The sequence below is a fragment of the Arthrobacter sp. Leaf69 genome (assembly GCF_001422645.1).
Lineage (GTDB): Bacteria > Actinomycetota > Actinomycetes > Actinomycetales > Micrococcaceae > Arthrobacter.
The window spans coordinates 270768-296790 of record NZ_LMLR01000001.1 but is presented as its reverse complement, the minus strand read 5'-3'; the positions used below and the strand labels follow the sequence as shown (position 1 = coordinate 296790).

Sequence of the window (26023 nt, the reverse complement as noted above, 5' to 3'; positions counted from 1 at the left end):
TTATGCATCTGTGGTTATGCGTCGAGCGCACTCATGACGTGCTTGATGCGGGTGTAGTCCTCAACGCCGTACATGGAGAGGTCCTTGCCGTAGCCGGACTGCTTGAAGCCGCCGTGCGGCATCTCGGCAGTGAGGAGGATGTGGGTGTTGATCCACACCGCACCGAAGTCCAGGTCGCGGCTGACGCGCATGGCGGTGCCGTGGTCCGTGGTCCAGACGCTGGAGGCGAGGGCGTAGTCGACGTCGTTGGCCATTTCCACGGCCTCGTCTTCGGTGCTGAACTTCTGCACCGTGATGACGGGTCCGAAGGTTTCCTTCTGGACAATGTCATCGGTCTGCTTGGCACCGGTGATGATGGTGGGCTCGAAGAAGAAGCCCTTCTCCCCGGCGCGGTGGCCGCCGGTTTCAATCCTGCAGTTCGCCGGGAGGTGCTCCACCACGGACGTCACGGCATTGAAGTGGTTCACGTTGTTGAGCGGGCCGTAGTAGTTGTCCTCGTCGTTCTGCGAACCGGTGTGCAGGGTCCTGGTGTGTTCCACCATGGCTGCGACGACGTCATCGTGGACTTCGTCCTGGACCAGCACGCGGGTGATCGCCGTGCAGTCCTGGCCGGCGTTGAAGAACGCGAATTCGGCGATGGCCGCGGCGCTCTTTTTGATGTCCGCGTCCTTGAACACGATGGCAGGGGCCTTGCCGCCGAGCTCCAGGTGGGCCCGTTTGAGGCCTTTCGCGGCGCCGGAGGCGACCGCGATGCCGGCCCGGACGGAGCCGGTGATGGAGACGAGGCCGGGGACCTTGTGCTCCACCATCAGCGCGCCGGTCTCGCCGGTGCCCAGAACAACGTTGAGTACACCGGCCGGGAAGATCTCGCCGGCGAGGCGGGCCAGGACGAGGGTGGATTCCGGGGTGGTGTCCGAGGGCTTGAGCACCACGGTGTTGCCCGCCGCCAGGGCGGGACCGATCTTCCAGATGGCCATCAGGAACGGGTAGTTCCAGGGTGCCACCTGCGCGACGACGCCGATCGGTTCGCGCCGCACGTAGGAGGTGTGGCCCTCGAAGTATTCTCCGGCGGACTTGCCCTCCATGATCCGGGCGGCGCCGGCGAAGAAGCGCAGCTGGTCGGCGCCGGCGGCGACTTCCTCGGAGGCGATCAGGGACCGGACCTGGCCGGTGTTGCGGTGCTGGGCCTCGACCAGTTCGTCGCTGTTTGCCTCGACGGCGTCGGCGAGCTTGAGCAGCATCAGCTGGCGCTGCCCCGGCGTCGTGTGCTTCCAGGTTTTGAAGGCGTCCTGCGCGGCCGTCATGGCGGCGTCGACGTCGGCCGCGACCGAGATCGGAGAGGTGGCCACGACGTCGCCGTTGGTGGGATTGACGATGTCCAGCACCCCGGTTCCGGCGGGGGTGACAAACTCGCCGTTGATGAAGTTCTGCAAGGTTTGAACCACGGTGTACAACCTCTTTCACGCTGAAAAGGACCCAATGAGACTGCTCCGAGCCTATGCCAGCCGGTCAACCCCGGGGAATAGTCACCTGCACACCGTTGACGCCACATTTTAGTGCGCTTGACCAGCCCCCGGCTATCCTGAATCCATGGCCATTTCACTCGCTGCCCTGCTGGGGGTTCCGTCCCTCAAACTCGCCAAGGCGGGCCTCGCGGAGACCACCTGGCACCAGGACATTGTGTGGGTGGCCGTCACGGAGCAGGAGGACCCGCAGCGGTTCCTCAATGGCGGGGAACTGGTGCTCACCACGGGCATGCGGCTCAAGAGCGCCCCCGAACAGCGCCGCTTCGTCCGCCAGGTCCAGCGCGCCGGCGCGGTGGGGATCGGTTTCGGGATCGGCCTGACGCACGACGCCGTGCCTCCGGCCCTGATTGCCGAGGCCAACCGCTGGGGGCTGCCCGTGGTCGAGGTGCCGTATGAGACACCGTTCATCGCGATCGGCAAGCTCGTCGCCGACGCCCAGTCGGCGGACCACTTCACCAAGCTGGAGCGGCTCATCGCCGGGCACCAGATCCTGGCCCGCGCCCTGCTCACCGGCGGCGGACTGACCGAACTCCTCAAGCACCTCGGGTCCATGCTCCGGACAGAGATCGTGCTGACCCAGTTCACTGCCCAGCTCTACAGCACCGTGCCGGGCAACCCCGCGCCGAGCACCGAAGGCTGGACGTCCTTCCCGATTCCCACCGGCCGCCGCGACGCGTGCACCCTGTGGGTGAAACAGCCGTTCGAGGATTCCGGGATCGTGGGCTACGCCCAGAACCTGATCAGCGTCGAACTCAACAACATGGTCAAGCAGCGCCAGTCCCAGCGCGCCCTGGCCGGGCAGGTCCTGGAGGACGTGATCCACGGGACCCTCGAGCCCAGCGAAGCGACCCGCCGGCTCGCCGGCATCGGGGTCAACAGCACCCGCAGGAACGTGGTCCTGCTGGCTGAGTCCGCTCCCCACTTCAAGCAGCTCGGGACGTCCTCCCTGCCGCAACCGCTGGAAAAATCGGTGAGCGCCGTCGTCGGAAAGGACCTGGTCGCGGTGGTCCCCGACGACGGCAGCGGCGCCAGCGCCCTGGCCAGGAGCCTTAGCGACCACCTTGCCGAGGCCGGGATCCACGCCACGATTGGGATCGGCGGGGCGTATACCAAGCCCAACGGGCTGCGCTGGAGCTACTTCGAGGCGCGCGATGCCGCCAGCCACGGCCTGCCCGTGAACGAACCGGAACGGCTGAGCCTGACGTCGCTGCTGCTGGCCAGCGAGGATGTGCCGCTGGCTGACATGGCGAACGAGTCACTCAATCCGCTCCGGAGCTTCGATGCGACCCATGGCGCCGAGCTGATGACCACGCTGGAGAGCTACCTGAACAACAACGGCTCGGTGGCCGCCGTCGCCGAGGAGCTGACGCTGCACCGGAACACGGTCCGCTACCGGCTCGCCCAGATCACCGAACTCACCGGTTACGACCCCGCCCAAACGTCGGACCGGGTGCAGCTGTGGCTCGCGCTGGCCGTTCAGCGGCTGAGCGCCCGGCACCCGCGCTGACCCTCCTTGCCCCCTCCTCGCCCACAGCAACGCAGGAAACAGCACCTCAATAGGGTCTTAGTGCCGTAGACCGGACCGCGGCCGGTCGCAAGACTGGGAGAGGCAGTACGCTGCACAAGAGCGCCCGGAAAAGGTGCCTGCGCCCCTCCGTCCCCTTCCACGGGCGGAAGTGCCAGTCCCGTCGGTGCCGCAGTTCGGCTGCCTGATTCGCCCTAGGAAATACCCGACTAGGAGGCCGAACGTGGGCAAGAAGAAGAGCACCAAGAAGAGCGCCGACGAACCGGCGGAGGGGCCGCCCCGAACCAAGATGCCGCGCAAGGAATATGAGGCGGAGATGGCCGTCCTGCAAGGCGAACTGGTCGCAATGCAGGAGTGGGTGAAGTCCACCGGAGCCAAGATCTGCATCGTCTTCGAGGGCCGCGACACGGCCGGCAAGGGCGGCACGATCAAGCGCATCGTCGAGCGGGTGAGCCCCCGGGTCTTCAGGGTGGTGGCCCTCCCCACACCGACGGACCGGGAGAAGTCCCAGATGTATCTCCAGCGCTATATGGCGCACTTCCCAGCGGCTGGCGAGGTGGTCATCTTCGATCGCAGTTGGTACAACCGTGCGGGAGTGGAGCGCGTGATGGGTTTCTGCACCCCGGAGCAGACCCAGAGGTTCCTCAACATGACTCCGCTGGTGGAGAAGGCGATGGTCGACTCCGGCATCATCCTGCTGAAGTACTGGCTTGAGGTCAGCGCGGACGAGCAGACGCGTCGGCTCAAGAGCCGGATGGACGATCCGCGCAAGACGTGGAAGCTTTCGCCGATGGATCTGAAGTCCTACAAACGGTGGTACGACTACTCCCGGGCCAGGGACGCCATGTTCGCGGCGACCGACACCGCATGGGCCCCCTGGTTCGTCGCGAACAACGACGTGAAGAAGCGCGGCCGGCTTAACATCATCAGCCACCTGCTCAGCCAGGTGCCGTACGAGCCGTTCCCGGGACTCGACGTCGAACTACCGAACCGCCAAAAGGCCGGCAACTACCGCGAGCCGAGCCTCGCGGTGCGGCGCGTCCCAACCCCGTTCTGAGCAGCGCCGCCATGAGGAGGAAGTCATGAACGACAATCCCGGAGCAGCAGCCGTGGCCGCGACCGAGCCGGACGCGACCTGGTACGCACTGGCACCGGCAGAGGTGGCGGCCGAACTGAGGGTGGACCCGGCCAGCGGCCTCAGCACGGCCGAGGCGCAGCAGCGGCTGCAGGAATACGGCCCGAACGCCCTGGCCGCCGCGAAGCAGGAACCGGTGTGGAAACGGTTCTTCAAGCATTACCGGGACTACATGCAGATCGTGCTCGTGGTCGCCGCCCTGGTCAGCCTGTTGATTGCGGAATACGGCACGGCGATCGGACTTGCCCTGCTGACGCTGTTCAACGCATGGCTGGGATATCACCAGGAAGGCAAGGCCGAAGAGGCCGCCGCCTCCTTGGGGCAGATGATGAAGGCAATGGCCAAGGTGCGCCGCGACGGCGTGATGACGGAGCTCCCCGCCGAGCAGATCGTTCCCGGCGACATCGTCATGGTCGACGCCGGTGACCGCATCCCCGCCGACGGCAGGGTGGTCCTTGCCGCCACGCTCCAGATCGAGGAGGGGGCCCTGACCGGGGAGAGCGTCGCGGTCGAGAAGGACACCGCACCCATCGGCGGGCACGACGTCGGCATCGGAGACCGCGTGAACATGGCGTTCATGAACACGAACGTGACGCGTGGACACGGCGAGATCCTCGTGACCACCACGGGCATGGGGTCCGAGGTAGGCCACATCGCCCACATGTTGTCCGGACAAAAAGAGGAAAAGACCCCCCTCACGAAGCAAGTCGACCGGCTCACCATCTTCATCATCATCGCGGCCCTCTTCGCGTTCGTCGCGATTGTAGTGATGGGCCTGGCCCAGGGCGACTCCTTCGCGGTGCTCTTCGGAATCGGCGTCGCGCTGGCGGTCGGCTCCATCCCGGATGCGCTCCCCGCCGTCGTCACGACGATCCTGTCGGTCGGCTCGGTCAACATGGCCAAGAAGAACGCCATCATGAAGGTCCTGCCTGCGGTGGAGACGCTGGGCTCCACATCCGCCATCAACTCGGACAAAACGGGCACCCTGACCCTGAACCAGATGACTGTGCGGGAGATCGTGACCGTACAGCATCACTACACGGTCAGCGGTGAGGGGTACAGCTTCGACGGCCAGGTCCAGCGGACCACGGGCGACGCCGAACGCGACCTCGACTACGTGATGTTCCCGTGCGCCCTGTGCAACGATTCCGATATCCAGGACGGCGAAGTCATCGGGGACCCCACCGAGGCGGCACTGTACGTCCTCGCGCAGAAGGGCGGCGTGGACGTCACGGAGTTCCGCCGGAACAACCCCCGCGTGGCGTCCGTGCCCTTTGACTCTGACTACAAGTTCATGGCCACGTTCCACCGGATGCCGGGGGCCGACGGCCGGCCGGTGATCCGGGCCTACGTGAAGGGGGCACCCGACGTCGTCCTCAACAGGTCCACGTCCGCGCGGATGCCGGGCGGCCGCGCCGAGACCCTTACCGAGGAAATGCGGGCGAAAGTGCTGGCCGCGAACGAGCGCATCGCCAGCCAGGGCCGGCGGGTGCTCGCCCTGGCGCAGCGCGAGTTCGACCCGGCAACGTTCCAGCCTTCGGGCGACCTGATGGCGCTGATGCAGGACCTGGAGATTTCGGCGCTGATTGGTGAGGTGGACCCGCCGCGCGCCGAAGCGGTGGCCGCCATCGCCAAGGCGAAGCACGCCGGCATCCGGGTCCGGATGATCACCGGCGACCACGCCATCACCGCGGCCGCGATCGCCGACGAACTGGGCATCAGGGGCCGCGCGGTCACCGGGGCCGAGTTCGCGGCGATGTCCGATGCCGAGGCCGACAGCCAGATCGACGGGATCGGCGTGATCGCCCGCGTGGCGCCCGAGCACAAGGTCAGGCTCGTCGAGGTGCTCAAGCGCAAAGGCAACATCGTCGCGATGACTGGCGACGGCGTGAACGACGCGCCGGCCATCGCTGCGGCCGACATCGGGATCGCAATGGGCATCACCGGCACCGACGTCGCCAAGGGAGCGGCCAAGATGATTTTGGCCGATGACAACTTCGCCACAATCGTGGCCGCGGTGGAGCAGGGCCGGCTGGTGTACGACAACCTGCAGAAGTTCATCCGGATCCAGGTCGCCAACCTGTTCATGTTCATCCTGGCGTTCATCGGATCGTCCGCGTTCGCGATCGCCGGCACGGCGCTGCTCAGCCCGGCCCAGGTGCTGTGGATCCACATGGCAATCGTCGCCCCCATCGGCGCGGTGATGGGCCTGGATCTCGCGACGCCGGGCATCATGGACCGCAAGCCCCGGCCGTTCAATCAGCCGATCATTGTCCGGTCGATGATGGTGCGCCTGTTCATCGTGGGACTGTTCATGGCGGCCGCCACGCTGGTCCTCGTGCAGATCGGCAAGACGAGCTACGACTCCCTCGACGTCGGCCAGAGCATGGCCATCGTGGGGCTGGGGCTGATGAACATCACGGTCGCGCTCAACCTGCGGTTCCCCGAGGAAAGCGCCTTCGGGCCGTCCACGGTGTCCAACCCGAAGCTGCTCTGGGCGTTCGCCTGGGCCATCGTCGGCTCGATGCTGATCACCCAGATCCGGGTGCTGCAGGACCTTTTCGGCACCGTCCCGCTCACCGGTCAGCAGTGGCTGGTCTGCCTGGTTCCGGCTGTTGTGCTGCTGATCCTCGGCGAGCTGTTCAAGCTGATCCTTCGGGCACGGCACTCGAAGGTTACGGCCAAGGTCCCCGCTTCCGCGGTCCCCGCCTGACCGCACCAACCCATCCGGTCTCCACGCAGGTCCGAATAGTTCATGACACCTTCTTGGTGTGTGGAAACTGTACGGCTACCTAACTGGAGATGAACGTGACTAAGACCCTCAAGACCGCTGCCCGGATCGCTGCTGGATCAGCACTGGCATTCTCTGCCCTCGCCGTGACTTCGATGCCGGCGCAGGCCGCCACCGCACCTGACACCACCGCGGTGACCAGCGACGCGGCGTCCAACAACCAGCTCACATTCGGACCGCTGATCGAGGGCGGACTCATCGACGGCCCCCTGGTGGACGGCCCCCTCGTCAGCACCGGCGGGACCGGGCCCTTCCAGTTCGGGCAGTTCCAGTAAGCCTCCCAGCACTCCCCTGATCCCCCGGCACAGCGGCCGCACCGGCTGACTCGCCGGGGGATCGTTTTGCCTGAGCCCTCGGCGCGGGCCCCTGCGGGGTGCCCCGAATACGCCCACCGGCCACTCGAGATACCCGAGAAGGAACATGTCCCCGAATCCCCTGAACGCCCAGCCCGACAACTCCGGCGGCCGGCTCGATCTGAGTCCGGCCCAGCGAGGCATCTGGTATGCGCAGCAGCTGGCGCCGGAGAATCCGATGTACCAGATCGGACAGTTCGTCGAGATCCTGGGGCCGCTCGACGTGCCGGTGCTGGCCGACGCCGTGGCGCGGGCCGTGGGCGGGACCGATGCCCTCAACATGGTCTTCGGTGAGGACCATGCGGGCCCCTTCCAGCTCCCGAGGCCCCATCCGGCGAGGATGGAAGTGACGGACCTGAGCGGCGCTCAGAACCCGGAGGCCGAAGCCCGCGTACTGATGGACTCGGACCTGGGCCTCGCCCGCGACGCCGTCACGGACGCGCTCCTCCATACCGAACTCATCAAGCTCGCCGACGACCGGCATTTCTTCTATCAGCGGGTCCACCACCTCATGCTGGACGGCTACTCCGCCGTGCTGGTGCTCCAGCGCGTGGCGGAGCAGTACCAGCAGCTGCTGGACGGCGCGGAACCAGGCGGCGCTGCCACCGGGGACACGGGACCCGGAAACACTCGGGCCTTCGGCTCCCTCGCCGAACTCCTGGCCGCTGAGAACGCCCATGCAGGGTCCGATGCCGCCGACGCCGACCGGGTCTATTGGGAAGACCAGTTGCGGGATGCCCCGGCCGCTGCAGGACTTGCCGGCCGGCCCGCGGGTGCCGCCAGTTCGCTGGTCCGTGCCGCCAGAGTCCTGCCTGACTCGGCTGCCGCAGCGCTACGGTCTGCGGCCGGCTCCGCGCCGGCGCTGATCCTCACGACGGCAGCCCTGTACCTTCACCGGATCACCGGAGAGCGCGACGTCTCCGTGGCCCTGCCCGTGACCGCGCGCCGCGGCAAACTGGCGAAATCCACGCCGTCGATGCTCTCCAACATCGTGCCCATCCGGGTCGCCGTCGAACCCGGCTCAACAGTCCGCGACACCATCACGGCCGTGGGTGACACCCTCCGCGGAGCCGTGATCCACCAGCGCGGCCGCTTCGAGGACCTCAACGCCCACAGCGGCTACCGGGGACCCTCGGTCAACATCCTGCCCGTCCTGGACGACATCAGCTTCGGCCCCGCCCGCGGCACCATGAACATCCTGTCCACCGGCCCCATCGACGACCTCTCGGTCATCGTCCATGGCCTCGACGCCGGAACAACCGCAAGCCGCGACGGGTCCGGCGTCGAGTCCGGCACAACCGCGCCCCCGGAACCTGGACCCAGAATCCAGTTCGAAGCGAACGCCGCCCTCTACAGCACCACGCAGTTGGAGGAGCACCTGGACCGGTTCGTCCGGCTCCTCGCCGATGTGGCCACCCGGCCCGAGTCCCGCGTCGCCGCCTTGTCAGTGACCACTGCCGTCGAGGAACGCTCCCTGCTGGCGGCCGGCGACGCCGGCGACACGACCCTCCCCCGGCACACCCTCGTGGAGGAATTCCGGCACAGCGCCCGGGAGTCCGCTTCCCGGACCGCCGTCGTCGCGCCCGACGGCGAACTCACCTTCGGCGAGCTGGAAACCCGCTCGAATCAGCTGGCCAGGTTCCTCAGCAGCCACGGGGCGGGCCCCGGGCTGACCGTTGCCGTCCGGCTGGACCGCAGCGTCCTGCTGCCCGTCGCGATCCTGGCGATCCTGAAATCCGGGGCCGCGTACCTGCCGCTGGACCCGGACTACCCCGCGGGCAGGGTTGAGGGCATGCTCGAAGACGCTGCCCCGGTCCGCCTGCTGACGTCCGCCGCGTTCACCGGCGGGGACTCCGGGCATGCCGAACTCGCAACGGACGTCCCCGTCACCGTGCTGGACGCCGCCCTGATGGTGTCCTGCCTGGACGGCAAGGACGGGTCCGCGTTGGAGTGCCCGGCCGGGCAGCAGGATCTTGCGTACGTCATCTTCACGTCCGGCTCCACCGGCCGGCCCAAAGGCGTCGGCGTCGAGCACCTCGCCCTGCTGAACCTCTACACCTCGCACCGGGACAGCATCTTCCTGCCCGCGGAAGAGCGGCTCGGCCGGAAGCTCAGGGTCGCGCACACCGCCGGCCTCTCTTTCGACGCCTCGTGGGACCCCATCCTCTGGCTCATCGCCGGCCATGAACTCCACCTCGTGGACAACCAGACCCGCCGCGACCCGGAAGCGCTCAGCGGCTACCTGGCCGGCACGGGCATCGACTCGATCGAAACCACCCCGTCCTTCGCCAAGGTGCTCCTCGCCGGCGGCCTGTTCGACCAGGACACCCACCCGTCGGTGGTGGCCCTGGGCGGCGAGGCCGTGGATCCCCCGCTGTGGAACGCCCTCGCGGAGAAGGACGGGCTGGTGGCCTACAACTTCTACGGCCCCACCGAGACAACAGTCGATTCCCTCACCGCCGTGATGCGGCCCGGCACCGAACCGACCCTGGGCGACTCCGTGGCCAACAGCCGGCACTACATCCTGGACTCGGGCCTGAACCCCGTCCCCGTCAACGCCATCGGTGAGCTCTACGTCGCCGGCATCAACCTGGCCCGCGGCTACCTGGACCAGCCCGGGCTCAGCGCCGAACGTTTCGTCGCCGACCCGTTCGTCCCCGACGGCTCCCGCATGTACCGCACAGGCGACGTCGTCCGGCGGCTTCCGGACGGGACCCTCGAGTTCCGCGGGCGCATGGACGCCCAGGTCAAGATCCGGGGCTTCCGGATCGAGCTCGCCGAGATCGAAGAGGTCCTCCGCGGCCTCGACGGCGTGGAACACGCCGCTGTCGCCGTCACGAAGAACCGGGCCGGCTACGACCAACTGCTCGGCTACGTCACCGCCGCCGTGCCCGACGGCGCCGGGCTGGCCACGGCCGAACTGAACATTCCGGAACTGGACACGGCGGAACTGCGCCAGCTGGCCCGCCGGCAGCTCCCGGACTACATGGTGCCCGCCGCCGTGCAGCAAATCCCGGCCATCCCGCTGACCGCCAACGGGAAGCTGGACACGCGCGCGCTCCCCGCGCCGGAGACGGAATCCGCCGTCACCGCGCCCCGCAACGAACGGGAACGGATCGTGGCCGAGGCCTTCCAGGAAGTCCTGGGGCTCGATGCCGTAGGACTTGACGACGACTTCTTCGAACTCGGCGGGCACTCCCTGCTCGCAACCCGGCTGGTCGCCATACTGCGGGACCGCACCGGCGCCGCGCCCGCCCTGCGGACCGTGTTTGAACAGGCCACGGTGGCCGCCCTCGCGGAGACGCTTGAGCTGGCAACCGGCAACGCGAACCCGCTCAAACCGGCGGAACGCCCGGCCGTCATTCCGCTCTCCTTCGCCCAGCGCAGGCTCTGGTTCCTGAACCGCTTCGACCCCGGATCCGGCGCCTACAACATCCCCGTGGTACTGGCGCTCAAGGGCAGCCTGGACGTCGCGGCGCTTCGGGGCGCGATCACCCAGGTGGCGGGCCGCCACGAATCCCTGCGGACCCTCTTCCCGCTGCTCGACGGCGAACCCATCCAGCAGATCCTGTCCGAGCGCCCGGTGGAGCTGCTGGCGGTCCAGTGCACCGCCGACGGGCTGGCCGGCGCCCTCACGGCTGAAACCCGGCGAGGCTTTGATGTCACGCGGGAACTGCCGTTGCGCGCCGTCCTGTTCCAGCTGGCCCCCGACCACCACGTGCTGGCCATAACACTGCACCATATTGCCGCTGACGGCTGGTCGCTGGCCCCACTCGCGCAGGATCTCTCGCTCGCCTACAACGCACTGGCGGCCGGCACGGACACCCCTCTGGCGCCACTTCCGGTGCAGTACGCCGACTACACACTGTGGCAGCGCGACGAACTGGGCAGCGAGGACGATCCCGCGAGCGCCATCTCCCGCCAGCTCGAGTTCTGGACCCGCGAACTGCGCGGCGCCCCCGAGGAACTGCGGCTGCCGTTCGACTTCAGCCGGGGCGCGCAGGGCGCCGCCGAACCGGCGTCGTCCCTTCACCTCACCATCCGTCCGGAAACCAGCGCCCGGCTCAACGCCCTGGCACGGGAACACAACGCCAGCCTCTTTATGGTGCTGCAGGCCGCGCTCGCGGCCCTGCTCACCAAGTCCGGCGCGGGCGAGGACATCCCGCTGGGCACGCCGGTGGCCGGCCGCACGGACACCCAGCTCAACGAACTGGTGGGCTTCTTCGTCAACACCCTGGTGCTGCGGACCAACACCTCCGGAAACCCCACCGCGGCGGAGCTCGTGGAGAGCGTCAGGTACACCAACCTGCACGCCTACGCCAACCAGGACGCGCCCTTCGAGCGCGTGGTTGAGGAACTCAACCCGGCCCGGTCCCAGCACCGCCATCCGCTCTTCCAGGTCATGCTCACGCTGCAGAACACGGCAGTTGCCGGGCTCTCCATGGACGGTCTCGAAGCCACCGCGGACCTCAGCCAGGAACCGGGCGGGGCCAAGTTCGACCTGCTGCTGGACCTGGCTGAAGATGACGCCGGCATCCGCGGCTCGCTTGCCTACAACCCTGCCCTGTTCACCCGGGCCACCGCCGAGCAGCTCGTGGCCGGCTTCCTGGCCGTGGCGGAGCAGTTCGCCGCGGATCCCGGAATCACCCTGGACCGGCTCCGGATCCAGTCCCCGGAGCAGCACCGGCTCGCGTTGGAGCAGAGCCTTCGGACCGGAGACTCTGCACCCGGCGCGGAGGCGCCGGAGACCGTCGTCGACGCCTTCCGGGCCACCGTGGCACGGATCCCGGACACGTCGGCGCTCGTCGACGCCGCCGGGACGGAGGCCGGCGCCAGCTTCGGCCAGCTCCACCGCCGGGTCCAGGCCCTCGCCAAGGGACTGCTGGCCTCCGGAGTGAAGCCCGGCGACCGGGTGGCCGTGGCGCTGCCGCGCACGGCCGACGTCGTCGCTGCCGCACTGGCGGTGCTGGCCGCGGGCGCGGTTTACATCCCGGTGGACCTCTCCTACCCGGAGGAGCGGATCCGGATCATCCTCGAGGACGGCGCACCCGCCGTCGTCATCTCCGGCGCACCGGCCACAGGTAGGGATGGCTCCGAGGGTCCGCGGACCCTGGACGTCGACACGCTGCTGGCAGCAGGTGCCGGCATTTCCGACGCCGCCCTGGCACAGCGCCGCCCGGCCGCCGGTGACCTGGCCTATGTGCTCTACACTTCCGGTTCCACCGGACGCCCCAAGGGGGTGGCCGTCCCGCACGGCGCCCTCGCGAACCTGTACCGCCACCACCACCGCACCCTGTACGCGCCGCGCTTCGAGGCCGCCGGTGCGGACGGCACCGTCTCCGTGGCGCACATCGCCGGCCTCGGCTTCGACGCCGCCTGGGACCCGATGCTGTGGCTGATCGCCGGCGCGGAGCTCCATCTCGTGGCCGACGAGGGTCGCGGCGACGCCGAGTCGCTCGCCGGCTACTGCCGCAACCACGGCATCGACGTGCTGGAAACGACGCCGTCCTACGCCGGCCAGCTGCTGCAGAGCGGCCTGCTCGAGGCGCCCCGGGAACAGCCCCTGCTGCTGGCCCTCGGCGGCGAAGCCGTGACCCCCGGGCTGTGGACGCAGCTGGCCTCGGCCCCGGAGGTCTCGGCCCACAACTTCTACGGCCCCACCGAGTTCACCGTGGACTCGGTGACCGCGGAGATCAGCGGCGGAACACCGGCCATCGGCCGCGGCATCGCCAATACGGACACCTTCGTCCTGGACCAATACCTGGCGCTGGTGCCGGCCGGCGTCCCGGGCGAGCTGTACCTGGCCGGTCCAGGAATGGCGCGCGGCTACGACCGGCGCCCCGCCGAGACCGCCTCCCGTTTCGTGGCCAACCCCTTCGCCGCCGACGGCAGCCGGATGTACCGCACCGGCGACCTGGTCCGCCGGAGGCCGGACGGCTCGCTCGAGTTCCTCTCCCGCACGGATGAGCAGGTCAAGGTCCGCGGTTTCCGGATCGAACTCGGCGAGATCGAGGCCGCGCTGTCCTCCCATCCGCAGGTTGAGCGCGCCGTGGCCGTGGCCGACGGCGAACCGGCCCACCGCGTGGTGGCCTACTACACCGGCACCGCGGGGTCCGAGGACTTGCGCGCCCTGGCCGCCGGTAAACTGCCCGACTACATGGTCCCGGCCGTCTTTGTGCACCTGCCCGCCATCCCCCTGACCCCGCACGGCAAACTGGACCGGAAGGCCCTCCCGGCTCCGTCCGCCGGTGCCGGCACCGGCACCGGTCCCGCCCCGGCGACCGGGGACGAACACACGATGTGCGGGATCTTCGCCGACGTCCTCGGCGTCACCGAGGTCTCGATGGGCGATGACTTCTTTGTCCTGGGCGGGCATTCCCTGCTCGCGGTCGCCATGATGGGCGGCATTCGCGAAGCTTTCGGCACCGAACTGCCGCTGCGCATGCTCTTTGATCAGCCCACGCCGGCGGGGCTGCTGGCCGCAGTCCACGGGCAGACGCGCCCAGAGGGTCCTGCCGGTTCCGTCGCAGCCCCCGGGTCCGACACGGACACCGGGCAGCCGGACCCTGCCGCGGCACCGGTCGCGCTCACGGACTGGCTGGCCGGCGCTGATTCTGTCCGGCCGGACAGTCTGGCGCTCTCCTACGCCCAGTCCCGGATGTGGTTCCTGAACCAGCTGGACCCGGGCTCGGCCGACTACAACATCTCGCTCGCGGTGCGCCTCACCGGGGCGCTCGACGAGCAGGCGCTGGCGGCCGCCGTCGGCGCCCTGTTCCGGCGCCATGAAGTCCTCCGGACCATCTATCCGGAGACCGGCGGGGTCCCGGAGCAGGTGGTCCTGGACCCGTCCGACGGCGCCCACGGCGCCGGCATGCGCCTGACCATCAGCGCCGTCGCGACCCGGGCCGAGGTGCCCGGCCTGCTGCGGGACGACGCCGAACGCGGCTTCGATGTCCGCGCCGAGCTGCCGCTGCGGGCGAGGCTCATCCCGGTCGACTCGGCGGACGAACCGGAGTGGGTCCTGCACCTCGTGATGCACCACATTGCGAGCGACGGCGCGTCCCTGGCCCCGCTCGCCCGGGACCTGTCTGCCGCCTACGAAGCCGCCCGCGGCCAAGGCCCGGCTGCCGGCCCGGCACCGCTGCCCCTGCAGTACGCCGACTACGCCAACTGGCAGCGGCAGCAGCTCGACGGGACGGCGCTCACCGCCAAGCTGGGCCACTGGCGCAATGCCCTCTCCGGCATCCCGGCCGAAATCATGCTGCCAGCGGACCACCGCCGGCCCCGCGAATCACACCAGCCCGGCCGGCAGCTGACTTTCCGGCTGGCCCCCGCCAGCGTCACGGCACTCAACGGACTGGCTTCGGCGTCGAACGCGAGCCTGTTCATGGCGCTCCACGCCGCACTGGCCGCCTTCCTGCACCGCAGCGGCGCCGGCGAGGACCTGGTGATCGGTTCCCCCACGGCCGGCCGGACGGATCCGGCGCTGCGCGAACTGGTCGGCTTCTTCGTCAACACCCTGCCGCTGCGGGTCGACGCTGCGGGCGACCCCAGCCTGCGGACCATGCTCGGCCGGTCACGGGAGAGCATCCTGGCGGCCTTCGACCACGACGACGTGCCCTTCGAACGTCTCGTCGAGGCCGTAAATCCGGACCGTGCGCTGGGCCGCCACCCGCTGTTCCAGACCATGCTCACCGTAGACAACGAGGCGCCGGCGGTCCCGCAGCTGCCCGGAGTCCGCGTGGACACCGAGCCGGAGACAGCATCGGGCGAAGCCAAGTTCGACCTCTCCTTCACCTTCCGGCCCGACGCCAACAGCAACAACAGCGGACTCAACGGCACGCTCGACTACAACTCGGCGATGTTCGAGGAGGCAACCGCAAGGCGGCTGGCGGACAGCTTCAGCCGGTTCCTTGAACTGGCCGCCGCGTCGCCGGACACCCCGGTTTCCCTGCTCCCCATGCTCGGGGACCAGGAGGCCATCACGCTGATGGCGGCCACCGCCGGAACCCGCTCGGACCCGGCAACCGGCTCAGCCACCTCCGGCGCGGAGCCCGGCATCCTGGCGGCTCTCGCCGCCACGGTCAGGGCGACGCCGGATGCCTCCGCACTGGTCGCCGAGGACGGGACCCTGAGCTTTGCGAGCCTCGCCGCCTCGGCGTCCCTGATCGCCGCCGCCTTGGCGGGGGCCGGAGTCAGCCGCGGCGATGTGGTTTCCGTGCTGCTGCCCCGTTCACGGGGAACAGTCGAGAGCATGTTCGGCGTGCTCGCCGCGGGCGCGGTCTACAACCCGATCGACACCGAATACCCGGACGAGCGGGCGTCGGCCATCATCGAGGACGCCGCCCCGCCGGTGATCCTTACCAGCCGCACCGTGGCAGCCCGGGTGGAACAGCTCCTCTCGGAGCTGACGGAACGGCCCCGCGTGCTGGTGCTGGAAGACCTCGCGGCAGCCAAGGAGGAAGGCCCGGGCACAGCCCCGGAAGCGGGCGGGGATGCGGCGGCCGCCGGCCCGGCAGCCTTCACCGCGCCGGCCCCGCACGAGTTGGCCTACGTGATGTTCACTTCCGGCTCTACCGGCCGGCCGAAGGGCGTCGAGGTCAGCCATGGCGCACTGGCGGCGCTCCTCGGCTCGCACCGCGACACCCTGCTGGCCGGCGCACGACCCCGGCGGGTCGCCCACACGACGGGCATCGGCTTCGACGCCTCCTGGGACCCGATCCTCTGGATGGTGGCCGGCCACGAACTGCACCTGATCGGCGATGAGACCCGCCGCGACTCCCAGCAACTGGCCGCCTACTTCTCGGAGCACCGCATTAGCGCCTGGGAAACCACCCCCGGCTACCTGCGCCAACTCCTGACCGAACCGGAGTTCACCCGGTTGCTCGACACGCACGCCACCGGCAGCCGTCCCGGACGCTTCAGCCTGGCCCTCGGCGGGGAAGCGTTCGACGCCGGGCTCTGGGACACGGTCGCGGCGCACCCCGGCGTCCAGGCCTGGAACCTCTACGGACCCACCGAGGCCACTGTGGACACTGTCTTGGCCCGCGTCGATACCGGCGCACCGGTGCTGGGCAAGCCCACCGCCGGCACGCGCCTCTATGTCCTGGACGACAGGCTGCAGCACACCCTGCCCGGCGCGGCCGGAGAACTCTACATCGCCGGCCGCCAGCTGGCCCGCGGCTACCGCGGCCGTCCCGAACTGACGGCTGAACGCTTCATCGCGGACCCGTTCGCCGGCGGCGGCGAACGGATGTACCGCACCGGTGATGTGGTGTACCGGCACGCCGACGGCCGGCTCGTCTTTGCGGGCCGCAACGATGACCAACTGAAGATCCGCGGCTTCCGGGTGGAACCGGGCGAAGTGGAGCAGGCCCTCCGCAGCGCCCCCGGCGTCAGCGCCGCCGTCGTCCGCTCTATCGGGGACGACGGCGGGAACGGCGGCGGCGGTACGCGTCTGATCGGCTACATCGTGCCGGCGGCAGCCGGCCAGGGCACGGACGCCGGGTCCGAACCCGGATCCGGGCCCGACTGCGAAATCGACGTCGGCACCCTGCCGCACGCCATCCGGAACCACGTCCGCGGGCTGCTGCCGGACTACATGGTGCCAGCCGCCGTCGTCGTGATCCCGGAGGTGCCGCTGACCCCGCACGGCAAGGTGGACGCGGGGGCGCTGCCGGATCCCGGAAGCGCGGACCGTCGTGCCGGGCGCGGTCCGCGGACCCCGCGGGAAAAGACCGTCGCGGGGATTTTCGCCGGGGTGCTGTCCCTGGACCGTGCCGGCGTGGACGAATCGTTCTTCGAGCTCGGCGGCCACTCGTTCCTGGCCCGGCCGCTGATCGCCCAGGTCAACGCGGCGCTGGGCACGGATCTGACGGTCCAGTCGCTGTTCCGGGCGCCCACTGTTGAGGGTCTGCTCCGCGAGGCCGCCAAGGGTGCCGACGAAAGCGCCGCGGACAGCCTGCGCCAGCTGCTGCCGCTCCGGACCACGGGGACCAAGCTCCCGCTCTTCGCCGTGCACCCGGCCTCCGGCATCAGCTGGGGCTACGCGTCCATGCTGGGCAAGCTGGATCCGGAACGGCCGCTGATCGGGCTGCAAATGCCCGGAATGGAACCGGGCCGGACCCACCCGGTGGAGGCCGCCACGTTGACCGAACTGGCGGACGACTACATCGCCCAGCTCCGTTCCGTGCAGCCCGAGGGCCCCTACCACCTCATGGGCTGGTCCTTCGGCGGCCATCTGGTCCACCGGCTGGCCACCCGGTTGCAGGAACTCGGCGAGGACGTGGCGTTCCTGGCCATCCTCGATGCCTTCCCCGGCAACCAGGAGGACAACGCCGACGTCGGGTCCGGCCCCGGGCTGTGGGCCAGCTACCTCGACGCCCAGGGCTACGAACTGCCGGCCGAGGACATGGCCGGGCTGGACGGGCAGCGCGCGCAGGAAATCCTGCGGGAACACCACAACCCGCTGGGCACGGTTCCGCTGGACTCCGTCAACGCCATGGTGGGGAACTTCCCCGAGCTGGCCCGGCTGATCCGCGACGAGCAGCCGCAAGTGTTCGACGGCGAGCTGGTGTTTTTCCGGGCCACCCGGGAGGTGCCTGCCGGTACTCCCGGCAGCGATGCGTGGCAGCCGTTCATCACCGGAACCATCACCGACGTTCCCGTGGCGGAGCGGCACTCCCAGCTGCTCAGTGACGGGGCTCTCAGCGCAATTATGCCCGCGCTGGCCATCCAACTGGGCGGCGGAGACGAATAACCAGTGATGCCTCCGCTCCACAAGAGGGGCTTTCCGAACGCCAGAACCGACAGGAAAGGTCAACGTGACGAATCCATTCGATGACAAGTCCGCAACGTTCTCCGTACTCGTGAATGAGTATCAGCAGCACTCCCTCTGGCCCGCCTTCGCGGCCGTGCCGCAGGGCTGGGTAACCATGTTCGGCCCGGACACCCGCGAAGCCTGCCTCGACTACGTCTCCCGGACCTGGACGGACATGGCTCCGCGCAAGGTCGCCGAACTCGCCGCCTCGCAGTGATCCGGGTCGAGAACGTCAGCAAGAGTTTCGGCAGCTTCAAGGCCCTAAACGGGCTCTGCCTGCAGGCAGGCGAAGGAACCGTCCTGGGCCTGCTGGGACCAAACGGTTCCGGCAAAACCACCACAGTGAAGGTGCTCACCACCCTGTTGTCGCCCGACAGCGGTGACGCCCGGATCGCCGGACACTCCGTCCTGGCCGATCCTGACCTGGTGCGGCGGAACCTGGGCCTATCCGGGCAGTACGCCGCCGTGGACGAGAAACTCACCGCCTTCGAAAACCTGCACATGGTGGGCCGGCTGTACGGCATGAACCGCCGGAACGCCGTGGCCCGGGCAAACGAGCTGCTCGAAAGCTTTCGGCTCACCGACGTGGCCGGCAAACGCTCCGGTACCTTTTCCGGCGGCATGCGCCGGCGGCTGGACCTCGCCGGGGCCATCGTGGCCCGGCCCAAGGTGGTTGTCCTGGACGAGCCCACCACCGGGCTGGACCCCCGCGGCCGGCTGGACACCTGGGACGTGGTGTCCAGTCTCGTAGCGGACGGCACCACTGTCCTCCTGACCACGCAGTACCTCGAGGAAGCCGACCGGCTGGCGGACCACATCGCGGTCATCAACCACGGCCGCGTCATCGCCGAGGGGACCGCTGCGGAACTGAAGCAAAGCGCCGGAACGGAACGGATCGACGTCGTCATGCGCGACGCCGCAGACCTCACCGCGGCCGCGGGGGTGCTGGAGCGGGCGTCCGGGCCGGGTTCCCGGGCCGAACACGACCCGCAGAACCTGCGCGTCTCCATTGCCGCCCCCGAAGGCCACCGGCTGCTGGTCCGGGTCCTGTCCGAACTGGACGCCCGCGCCCTGCCGGTGGACGAGGCCTCCCTGCGCCGCCCCACCCTGGACGACGTGTTCCTGCGGCTCACGGGCCACGCCGCGGCGGCAACCCCGGACGCGCAGACCCCGAAAGCTTCTGCTCTGGAGAAAGTCGAGGTGCCCGCATGAGCGCCATCACGGCCGCTGCCCGCGACAGCTCCGTCATTGCCCGGCGCAACCTCATCAACGTTCTGCGCACCCCCGGGGCGCTGGTCACCGGCATCGTGCAGCCCGTCATGTTCGTGCTGCTGCTGGGCTTCGTCTTCGGCGGCACCCTCGGCGGTGACCAGTACCGCAGTTACCTGATCGGCGGCATCCTGGCGCAGACCCTGACCTTCAACGCCTCGTTCACGGCGGTCTACCTGGCCAAGGACCTCCAGCTCGGGCTGATCGACCGCTTCCGTTCACTACCGATGTCCCGCGTGGCCGTCATCCTGGGACGGACCTCCTCTGACCTGTCCACGAGCGTGCTGTCCGTGGCCGTGACGCTGCTCTGCGGCCTCGCCATCGGCTGGCGGATCACCACCGGCCCGGCATCCGCCCTCGCGGCGCTGGCCCTGCTGCTCCTGTTTGCCTTCGCAGTCTCCTGGATCGGAGCGGTCATCGCCCTGACGGCCAGGAGCGTTGAAGTCGCCCAGAGCCTGGGCCTTGTGTGGCTGTTCCCAGTCACCTTCGTCTCGGGCGCCTTCGTGTCCGTCAGCTCCCTTCCCGGCCCGCTCCGCGTGATTGCAGAATGGAATCCGGTGACCGCCGTCGCCACCGCCGCCCGCGAGCTCTTTGGTAACGCCGCCCCGGCCGGCTTCGGCACCCCGGGCGGCTGGCCCGCGGACAACGCCATCCTCTACTCGGTGCTGTGCAGCGTCGGCATCATCGCCGTCTTCGCCCCGCTGGCGATTGCGCAGTACCGCCGGATCAGCAAGCGGTGACGATGCCCGGCACCCGTGGCGCCTGGATCGAGTACGCGGCGGTGCCGTCCGCCGCGCTGCAGGACGCCGCGGCCCGTTCCAGCCTGGGTGGTTGCGGCAGGCTGTTCGGGGATCTTGGGGCATTCCTGTCGGCGCGGGAACGCGACGCCTCACTCCGGTTCAGGCGCGCGGCGGACCGGCTGGACTACGTGGCGTCCCATGCCTTGTTCCGGCTGCTGGCAGCGCGGCGGCTGGGGCTAACGCCCGCCGACGCCGCCGGGCTTGACGTCCGGCGGCGGTGCGCCGGCTGCGGCAGCACCGGTCACGGCAAGCCCTCGATCGACGGCGTCGCGCTGAGCCTGTCCCGCAGCCATGGAACCGTTATGGCGGCATCGGCTCCGGAAGGGGCAAGCCTCGGCGCGGACATCGAACGCGTCCCGGCCGAGGTGTTCGCGGGCTTCGACGACTATGTTCTCGCCCCGGAGGAACGGACCTGGCCGGACGCCGTCACCGCTGCCGAACCGACGGACCCTGACCCGGCCGACGCCGAGCTCACCGACGCCGGACGGATCCGGTTGTGGGTGGCGAAGGAGGCCGCGCTGAAAGCCTCGGGCGTGGGCCTGGCCCTGGACCCGTCCAGTGTGCGGCTGGTCCCCGCGGGCACCCGGGAGACGGCGGGCATCGGCACGTCGGGCACCTTGCGCGCGGAGTGCGCCGGGTACCCGGGGATCCATGGCCTCCTCGTCACTCCAGTTCCAGCGCCCGACGGCTACGCCGCCGCCGTCGCCGCCCCCGCCGGCCTGACCGCCCGGGCCGTGTCACTTGGCGAGATATTCGCCACTAAAGGTTAAACCGCAAACGTCAAACGTCTAACCTTTGGGTATGGCTAGCAGTATGGCGGCGACCGCCCTTCCCGAGACAGCACCTCCCGCCGTCGTGCGCGCACCGCGCGGCGTGATCATCGCCGGCGTCGTCGCGATCGTGCTGATCGGCCTCAACCTGCGCGCCGGCATCACCGGCGCCGCCGCGCTCCTGCACGACCTGCAGCAGGTCCTCGGCTACGGGCCGCTGATCGCGGCCATTATTCCCTCCATCCCCACGCTGTGCTTCGCCGTGGCCGGCGCCGCCACCTCGTGGCTCACCCGCTCCCTGGGGCTGGAGAAGGCCATCCTGCTCTCCCTCGTGCTGCTCGCGGCCGGGCTGCTGGTCCGCGGCATTCCGTCCACCGGCATGCTGCTGGCGGGCACCGTCGTCGGGATGTCCGGGCTGGCGATCTGCAACGTGGCGATGCCGTCCTTCATCCGGGTCCATTTCGCGCACCGGACGTCCCTGATGACGGCGCTGTACACGGTGACCATGACCACCGGCGCCACCGTGGTCGCTGTGCTGATCGTCCCCGTGGCGCAGCAGCTCGGCTCGCCTTCCGCCGGCGTCGGCGCCATCGGATTCCTGGCCCTGGGCGCCTGCCTCGGCTTCCTGCCGATCGCCTTGCACGCCCACCGCAACGCGCCCGCCGTCAAGGCCGGCCGGGTGTCCCCCTGGCCCCTGCTGCGGACCCGCACCGGCCTGCTGATCACGCTCGGCTTCACCGTCCAGGCCCTGCTGGCCTACGCCGTGCTGAGCTGGTTCCCCTACATGCTGGTCACACTGGGCCTCACAGCCTCCGAGGGCGGACTGATGTTCGGCCTGATGCAGCTCGTCTCCGTTCCGGCCGGCATGGCTCTGGTCGCAATCGGCTCACGCCCCCGGATGCAAAGGACGGCCTTCTACCTGGCAACTGTCACGATGGCGGCCGGGGTCCTGTCTATGCTTGTCCTGCCGGTCGCCTGGGCGCCGCTGACAGCGGTGCTGCTGGGGTTCGGGCTCGGCATCTTCCCGCTCGTAATGGTGATGATCAGCCGCAGCGGCCGCACCACCGCCGAAACCACCGCCCTGTCCACGGTCGCGCAGTCCGCGGGCTACCTCTTGGCTACGCTCGGCCCCTTCGGCATGGGGCTGCTGCACAGCGCCACCGGCTCCTGGACGCTGCCGTTGATCCTGCTGCTGGCCGTGGCGCTCGGCCAGATCGCCGTCGGGCATCTCCTGACGTCCCTGCCCAGGGTTCCCCGGCGCCCCGAGCCGCAGTCCCCGGAGCCGCAGTCCGCTGGCCCGTCTGCGCTGGCATCTACCGCTGAGGCGCAGTCATGACACTGAGCACATCCCACCGGACGCCGCTCGTGGAGGAGGTCACCGCCAAACTGCGGGAGCTGATCCATTCAGGCGAATGGCCGCTGCAGCAGCGGATTCCGGCCGAACCCGAACTCATGGCAGTTCTCGGCGTTTCGCGGGGCACTCTGCGCGAGGCGGTCAAGGCCCTCGCCCACAGCGGCATGCTGGAAGTCCGCCGCGGAGACGGCACCTACGTCCGCGCCACCAGCGAGATCTCCGGAGCCGCCCAGCGGATGTACCGGGACCACTCGCAGGTGCACATCCTGGAGGTCCGCGTCGGGCTCGACACCCAGGCGGCGCGGCTCGCCGCCCGCCACGCCACCGCGGACGACGTCGATGCCCTGCGTGAGTTGCTCGAGGCGCGCCGTGTCGCGTGGCTGGCTAAGGACTACGCCGGCTGGGCCCGTGCCGACTGGGACTTCCATGTGCTCGTGGCACAGGCGTCGGGCAATCCGCTGCTTCACGAGCTGTACGTCAGCTTCGGCGTCGTCTTCCACGCCGACCTTCTCCGGCAGCAGGGCCGCAGCGGCTTCAACGGGCTCCCGCACGAAGGTCACGACGAACTTGTGGACGCGATTGCCGCGCACGACGAAACGGCCGCCGTCGAGAGCGTGCACCGGAACCTGAACTCCTGTGCGGAGTGGATCCAGCAGTAGGGCGCCCTCGGCTCAGGCTCCGCCAGCCGGTTCACAGGGTTTTCCCAAGGTTGCGGGATGATGCTCAGGTTCAGCGGCACCGTCCGGACACCCTGCGATGGTTTCGCGGTTTGTTCCCTGACCGTCTCCCAGGTGAGCTGGCGGCCGGCCATCATCTTCGGGTTCGTCAGCGCCGAATTCTGACCACCCGTTCCAGCGGCCGGTTCCTCCCCAGCACCGGGACCGGCACGGCGGGGCTTCCGGGCCTGGATGTCAACGCTCCGGCCCGGAAGCCCTTCAATCGTGCAAGTGCAGACGCGGTTAGCGCGCGAGGCCCTTGAAGACGTTCTTCGGGCGCTGCATTTCGCCGTGCTTGGCGCCGAGGACGATCACCAGGCCGGACAGGACCGGGATGGCCCACTGCAAAACCTTCAATTGCTGCTGTGCGGAGCGGAGCTCCTCGGACGCGCCAGGCTTGGGTTCGGTGGCGCCCTCAGCACCTTCGCTGGCGAGCTTGTCCACCTTGGCGCCCTGGAGTCCGGCATACAGGCTCACGGCGGCGCCGGCGAGGGTGACCACGGACTTGTAGACGGTCAGGCGGGCGACGCCGTCCTGCTTGGCCATCCGGCCCTTGTTCTCCCACATGATCGCGAGGCCGGAGAGGAAGTGCGCACCGAAGGCCGCCGTCTGGAACGGGGCCCACTTCTTCCAGCCCAGGCTCGACAGCCGGGTGCGTTCGGCCGGATCCTTGGCTTCCGCCGCCGCACCGTTCAGACCAATGGCACCCATGAGCGAGCCGCCGAACCAGGCGCCTGCCGTCAGGTCGTGGATGGATCGGGCAACGAGATTACCTGCCATGTTGAGCTTCCTATCGTCTGTATTCGAATCCGGAAATGTCGCCGCCTGCGAAAGGCCGCGACCCGGCTATGGTAAGCACACTTATGAAATTCTTGATACTTCGAGGGACGGAGTCCCCCGTGCGTAGACTCAACTGCATGGAATCTTCGCGGACGCCGGACGGCCAGTCAGCCGCCGGCGACGCCGTTGACGCCGCAGAAGCCGCATCGGACAGCGCGGCGCTCGACGTCGTCGCCCGCACCGGCTTTGCCGTGATGGCGCTGCTGCACATCGTCATCGGTGCGATCGCCGTGGCACTGGTCCTCGGCGCCCCGGGCCAGGCCGAGCCCACCGGGGCCATCGAACAGCTCGCGGCCAACCCGTGGGGCCCGGCGGTCATGTGGGCGGGCTTCATCGCCTGCGCCGGGCTCTCGCTGTGGCAGTTGAGCGAGGCGACCCTCCGCGCGCGGCACCTCCCGCGCCGGGAGCGGCTCGGCAAGCTGGTGTCCTCCGGGTTCCTCAGCATCGCGTACGGGAGCGTGGGGCTGAGCTTCGCAGGGTTCGCGCTGGGCAACCGGGGCGATTCCGGCGACTCCACGCGGGACTTCAGCACGGCTCTGGTGCGGAGCCCGTTCGGAGTGCCGGCACTGATCGCTTTGGGTCTGACCATCATCGGGATCGGGGTGTACTTCGTCGTCAAGGGCGTGGGGAAGAAGTTCAAGGAAGAGTTGGCCCACTTCGAGGGGACGCACAGGGGCCATCTCATTAGCGGCCTGGGCGTAGCCGGCCACATCGCCAAGGGTGTGGCGTTGATCCTGACGGGACTGCTGTTCGTGATCGCCGCGGCCACCAACGATCCCGGGTCGTCCACCGGCCTGGACGGCAGCCTCAAGGCCTTGCAGGACCACAGCTTCGGCCCCGCGTTGCTCCTGGCAATCGGGGCAGGTTTCATCGCCTACGGGGCGTTCGCGCTGGTTCGGGCCCGGTTCGGGCGGATGTAGCGGGCGGCTGTAGGGGGCGTGCAGCGCAGCAGCTATCCCGCGGCCTTCTGCAGCGGGACGACGTCGCCTTCCTGGTATAGCAGGGCCCGGACTTCGGATTCGGCGGAGTCCAGCCGCTTCGGGTCGATGGTCTCCCCCGCGGCAAAGTGGTCCAGGACCCGCGGGTCGACGTAGCTCTTCCGGGCGATCGACGGCGTGTTGCCCAGGACCTCGGATGCATCCAGCATGGCGCGGCTCACCGCCCGCTTCCGCGCGGACACCTTGGGCTGCGGACCGCTCTTCGCCAGGCTGGCGGCGGCGGCCACCGTCCCGCGCAGGGTACGGAAGTCCTTGGCGGTGAAGTCCTGGCCGGTGCGCTCCTTGACGTACTCGTTGATTTCCGCGCTGGTCACTGGGCGCCACCTCCGGCCGTCCTTGTAGGCCAGCAGGCGGGCGTTGCCGCCGCGGCGTTTGAGCTGGCGCATGACGGCGGCGAGGTCGGCGTCGTGGATCCGCGACTCCCAGTTCTTGCCGCTCTTGGCCGGGAAACTGAGCCGGAGCTCATCCTTGCGCACGCCCACATGGGCACAGAGCAGGGTGGCGAGGCCGTGGCTGCCGTTCTCGTTCGTGTACCGCTCGGAGCCGACCCGCAGCGATCCGCTGTCCAGCATCCTGAACGCGGCGGCCAGCACGCGGTCCCGGCCGAGGCCCTCGGAGCGCAGGTCCATGGTGACGAGCCGCCGCGCGGCCGGCAGGGTTTCCGCAAGCTGGAGGGAGCGGTCGAACTTCAGCCGGTCCTTTTTCTCCCGCCAGCTGGGGTGGTAGATGTATTGGCGCCGGCCGACGGCGTCGAGTCCGGTGGCCTGGATGTGCCCGTTGTCGTACGGCGCAATCCATACGTCCGTCCACGCCGGCGGGATGCCGATGCTCTCCAGCCGCTCGCGCACAGGCCCGGGCGGCAGGGTGGAGCCGTCCAGGTCCTTGTAGCTGAAGCCGGTCCCGGCAGCGACCCGGCGGTAGCCGCGGCCGGACGCGTTGCTGTGCCGGAGCCTCATCGGCCGATTCCGAATCCGGAGGTTCCTGGCGCGGGGGTCCCCGGGACGGCCGTTCGTGTGCGCTGCTCATCCATAACGGTAAGCCTACTGACCAAACCCCGATTTCCCCCACCACGAAACAACGCGGGGTCGCTCATGGCCCATAATCCCTTCCGGGACGGGCGCGGAGTG

The 26023-nt window shown here is 69.2% G+C and carries 16 protein-coding genes; 13 read left to right on the top strand and 3 right to left on the bottom strand.

Annotated features, from left to right (window positions below):
• Positions 1 to 14: 14 nt before the first annotated feature.
• The gene (locus tag ASE96_RS01310) at positions 15 to 1445 is read right to left on the bottom strand and encodes a gamma-aminobutyraldehyde dehydrogenase (RefSeq protein WP_056426546.1); all 1431 of its coding nucleotides are present in this window, start codon (positions 1443 to 1445) and stop codon (positions 15 to 17) included.
• A gap of 145 nt (positions 1446 to 1590) precedes the next feature.
• On the opposite strand from ASE96_RS01310, the gene ASE96_RS01305 reads away from it, so the two are divergent.
• The 12 genes from ASE96_RS01305 (at position 1591) to ASE96_RS19675 (ending at position 23184) form a co-directional block, all read left to right on the top strand.
• Positions 1591 to 3033, top strand: a complete 1443-nt coding sequence (locus tag ASE96_RS01305) for a PucR family transcriptional regulator (RefSeq protein ID WP_056424899.1) — start codon at positions 1591 to 1593, stop codon at positions 3031 to 3033.
• A gap of 241 nt (positions 3034 to 3274) precedes the next feature.
• The gene (ppk2, locus tag ASE96_RS01300; RefSeq protein ID WP_056424896.1) at positions 3275 to 4108 is read left to right on the top strand and encodes a polyphosphate kinase 2; all 834 of its coding nucleotides are present in this window, start codon (positions 3275 to 3277) and stop codon (positions 4106 to 4108) included.
• 25 nt (positions 4109 to 4133) lie between these two features.
• Positions 4134 to 6899 (top strand): cation-translocating P-type ATPase, encoded by a 2766-nt coding sequence (locus ASE96_RS01295; protein ID WP_056424894.1) that lies wholly within the window; start codon positions 4134 to 4136, stop codon positions 6897 to 6899.
• A 95-nt stretch (positions 6900 to 6994) separates the two neighbouring features.
• Positions 6995 to 7252, top strand: coding sequence for a hypothetical protein (locus tag ASE96_RS01290; RefSeq protein ID WP_156367469.1), 258 nt, complete (start codon positions 6995 to 6997; stop codon positions 7250 to 7252).
• Between the two features lie 145 nt (positions 7253 to 7397).
• Positions 7398 to 18089, top strand: a complete 10692-nt coding sequence (locus ASE96_RS01285) for a non-ribosomal peptide synthetase (RefSeq protein WP_056424888.1) — start codon at positions 7398 to 7400, stop codon at positions 18087 to 18089.
• A 64-nt stretch (positions 18090 to 18153) separates the two neighbouring features.
• A complete protein-coding gene (locus ASE96_RS01280) occupies positions 18154 to 18366 on the top strand; it encodes an MbtH family protein (protein WP_056424885.1) in 213 nt (70 codons plus the stop codon).
• On the top strand, positions 18363 to 19361 hold the full coding sequence (locus ASE96_RS01275) for an ATP-binding cassette domain-containing protein (protein ID WP_056424882.1): 999 nt from the start codon (positions 18363 to 18365) through the stop codon (positions 19359 to 19361). Before ASE96_RS01280 ends, ASE96_RS01275 begins: the two co-directional genes overlap by 4 nt.
• A complete protein-coding gene (locus ASE96_RS01270) occupies positions 19358 to 20158 on the top strand; it encodes an ABC transporter permease (RefSeq protein WP_056424880.1) in 801 nt (266 codons plus the stop codon). Before ASE96_RS01275 ends, ASE96_RS01270 begins: the two co-directional genes overlap by 4 nt.
• A gap of 2 nt (positions 20159 to 20160) precedes the next feature.
• Positions 20161 to 20988, top strand: a complete 828-nt coding sequence (locus ASE96_RS01265; protein WP_056424876.1) for a 4'-phosphopantetheinyl transferase family protein — start codon at positions 20161 to 20163, stop codon at positions 20986 to 20988.
• A 31-nt stretch (positions 20989 to 21019) separates the two neighbouring features.
• Positions 21020 to 22324: an MFS transporter gene (locus ASE96_RS01260; protein ID WP_082492514.1), complete on the top strand. Its 1305-nt coding sequence runs from the start codon at positions 21020 to 21022 to the stop codon at positions 22322 to 22324.
• Positions 22321 to 23001: a FadR/GntR family transcriptional regulator gene (locus tag ASE96_RS01255; RefSeq protein WP_056424871.1), complete on the top strand. Its 681-nt coding sequence runs from the start codon at positions 22321 to 22323 to the stop codon at positions 22999 to 23001. Before ASE96_RS01260 ends, ASE96_RS01255 begins: the two co-directional genes overlap by 4 nt.
• 57 nt (positions 23002 to 23058) lie before the next feature.
• On the top strand, positions 23059 to 23184 hold the full coding sequence (locus ASE96_RS19675) for a hypothetical protein (protein ID WP_268753729.1): 126 nt from the start codon (positions 23059 to 23061) through the stop codon (positions 23182 to 23184).
• Positions 23185 to 23301: 117 nt separating this feature from the next.
• On the opposite strand, the gene ASE96_RS01250 is transcribed toward ASE96_RS19675, so the two are convergent.
• Entirely contained in the window at positions 23302 to 23838 is a 537-nt protein-coding gene (locus tag ASE96_RS01250; protein WP_056424866.1) for a hypothetical protein, read from the bottom strand.
• Positions 23839 to 23975: 137 nt separating this feature from the next.
• Between ASE96_RS01250 and ASE96_RS01245 the strand changes: the two genes are divergently transcribed.
• The gene (locus ASE96_RS01245; RefSeq protein WP_056424863.1) at positions 23976 to 24818 is read left to right on the top strand and encodes a DUF1206 domain-containing protein; all 843 of its coding nucleotides are present in this window, start codon (positions 23976 to 23978) and stop codon (positions 24816 to 24818) included.
• A gap of 32 nt (positions 24819 to 24850) precedes the next feature.
• Here the strand turns inward: ASE96_RS01245 and ASE96_RS01240 are convergent, their stop codons facing one another.
• Complete coding sequence (locus ASE96_RS01240; protein WP_056424861.1) at positions 24851 to 25852, bottom strand: DNA topoisomerase IB; 1002 nt, start codon at positions 25850 to 25852, stop codon at positions 24851 to 24853.
• Between the last annotated feature and the right edge of the window lie 171 nt (positions 25853 to 26023).

What these genes read in the sequence shown, in the direction of transcription:
- ASE96_RS01305 (WP_056424899.1), top strand. Translation starts at nt 1,591, where the DNA reads ATGGCCATTTCACTCGCTGCCCTGCTGGGGGTTCCGTCCCTCAAACTC.
- ASE96_RS01295 (WP_056424894.1), top strand. Translation starts at nt 4,134, where the DNA reads ATGAACGACAATCCCGGAGCAGCAGCCGTGGCCGCGACCGAGCCGGAC.
- ASE96_RS01285 (WP_056424888.1), top strand. Translation starts at nt 7,398, where the DNA reads ATGTCCCCGAATCCCCTGAACGCCCAGCCCGACAACTCCGGCGGCCGG.
- ASE96_RS01270 (WP_056424880.1), top strand. Translation starts at nt 19,358, where the DNA reads ATGAGCGCCATCACGGCCGCTGCCCGCGACAGCTCCGTCATTGCCCGG.
- ASE96_RS01265 (WP_056424876.1), top strand. Translation starts at nt 20,161, where the DNA reads ATGCCCGGCACCCGTGGCGCCTGGATCGAGTACGCGGCGGTGCCGTCC.
- ASE96_RS01260 (WP_082492514.1), top strand. Translation starts at nt 21,020, where the DNA reads ATGGCTAGCAGTATGGCGGCGACCGCCCTTCCCGAGACAGCACCTCCC.
- ASE96_RS01255 (WP_056424871.1), top strand. Translation starts at nt 22,321, where the DNA reads ATGACACTGAGCACATCCCACCGGACGCCGCTCGTGGAGGAGGTCACC.
- ASE96_RS19675 (WP_268753729.1), top strand. Translation starts at nt 23,059, where the DNA reads ATGATGCTCAGGTTCAGCGGCACCGTCCGGACACCCTGCGATGGTTTC.
- ASE96_RS01250 (WP_056424866.1), bottom strand. Translation starts at nt 23,838, where the DNA reads ATGGCAGGTAATCTCGTTGCCCGATCCATCCACGACCTGACGGCAGGC.
- ASE96_RS01245 (WP_056424863.1), top strand. Translation starts at nt 23,976, where the DNA reads ATGGAATCTTCGCGGACGCCGGACGGCCAGTCAGCCGCCGGCGACGCC.
- ASE96_RS01240 (WP_056424861.1), bottom strand. Translation starts at nt 25,852, where the DNA reads ATGAGGCTCCGGCACAGCAACGCGTCCGGCCGCGGCTACCGCCGGGTC.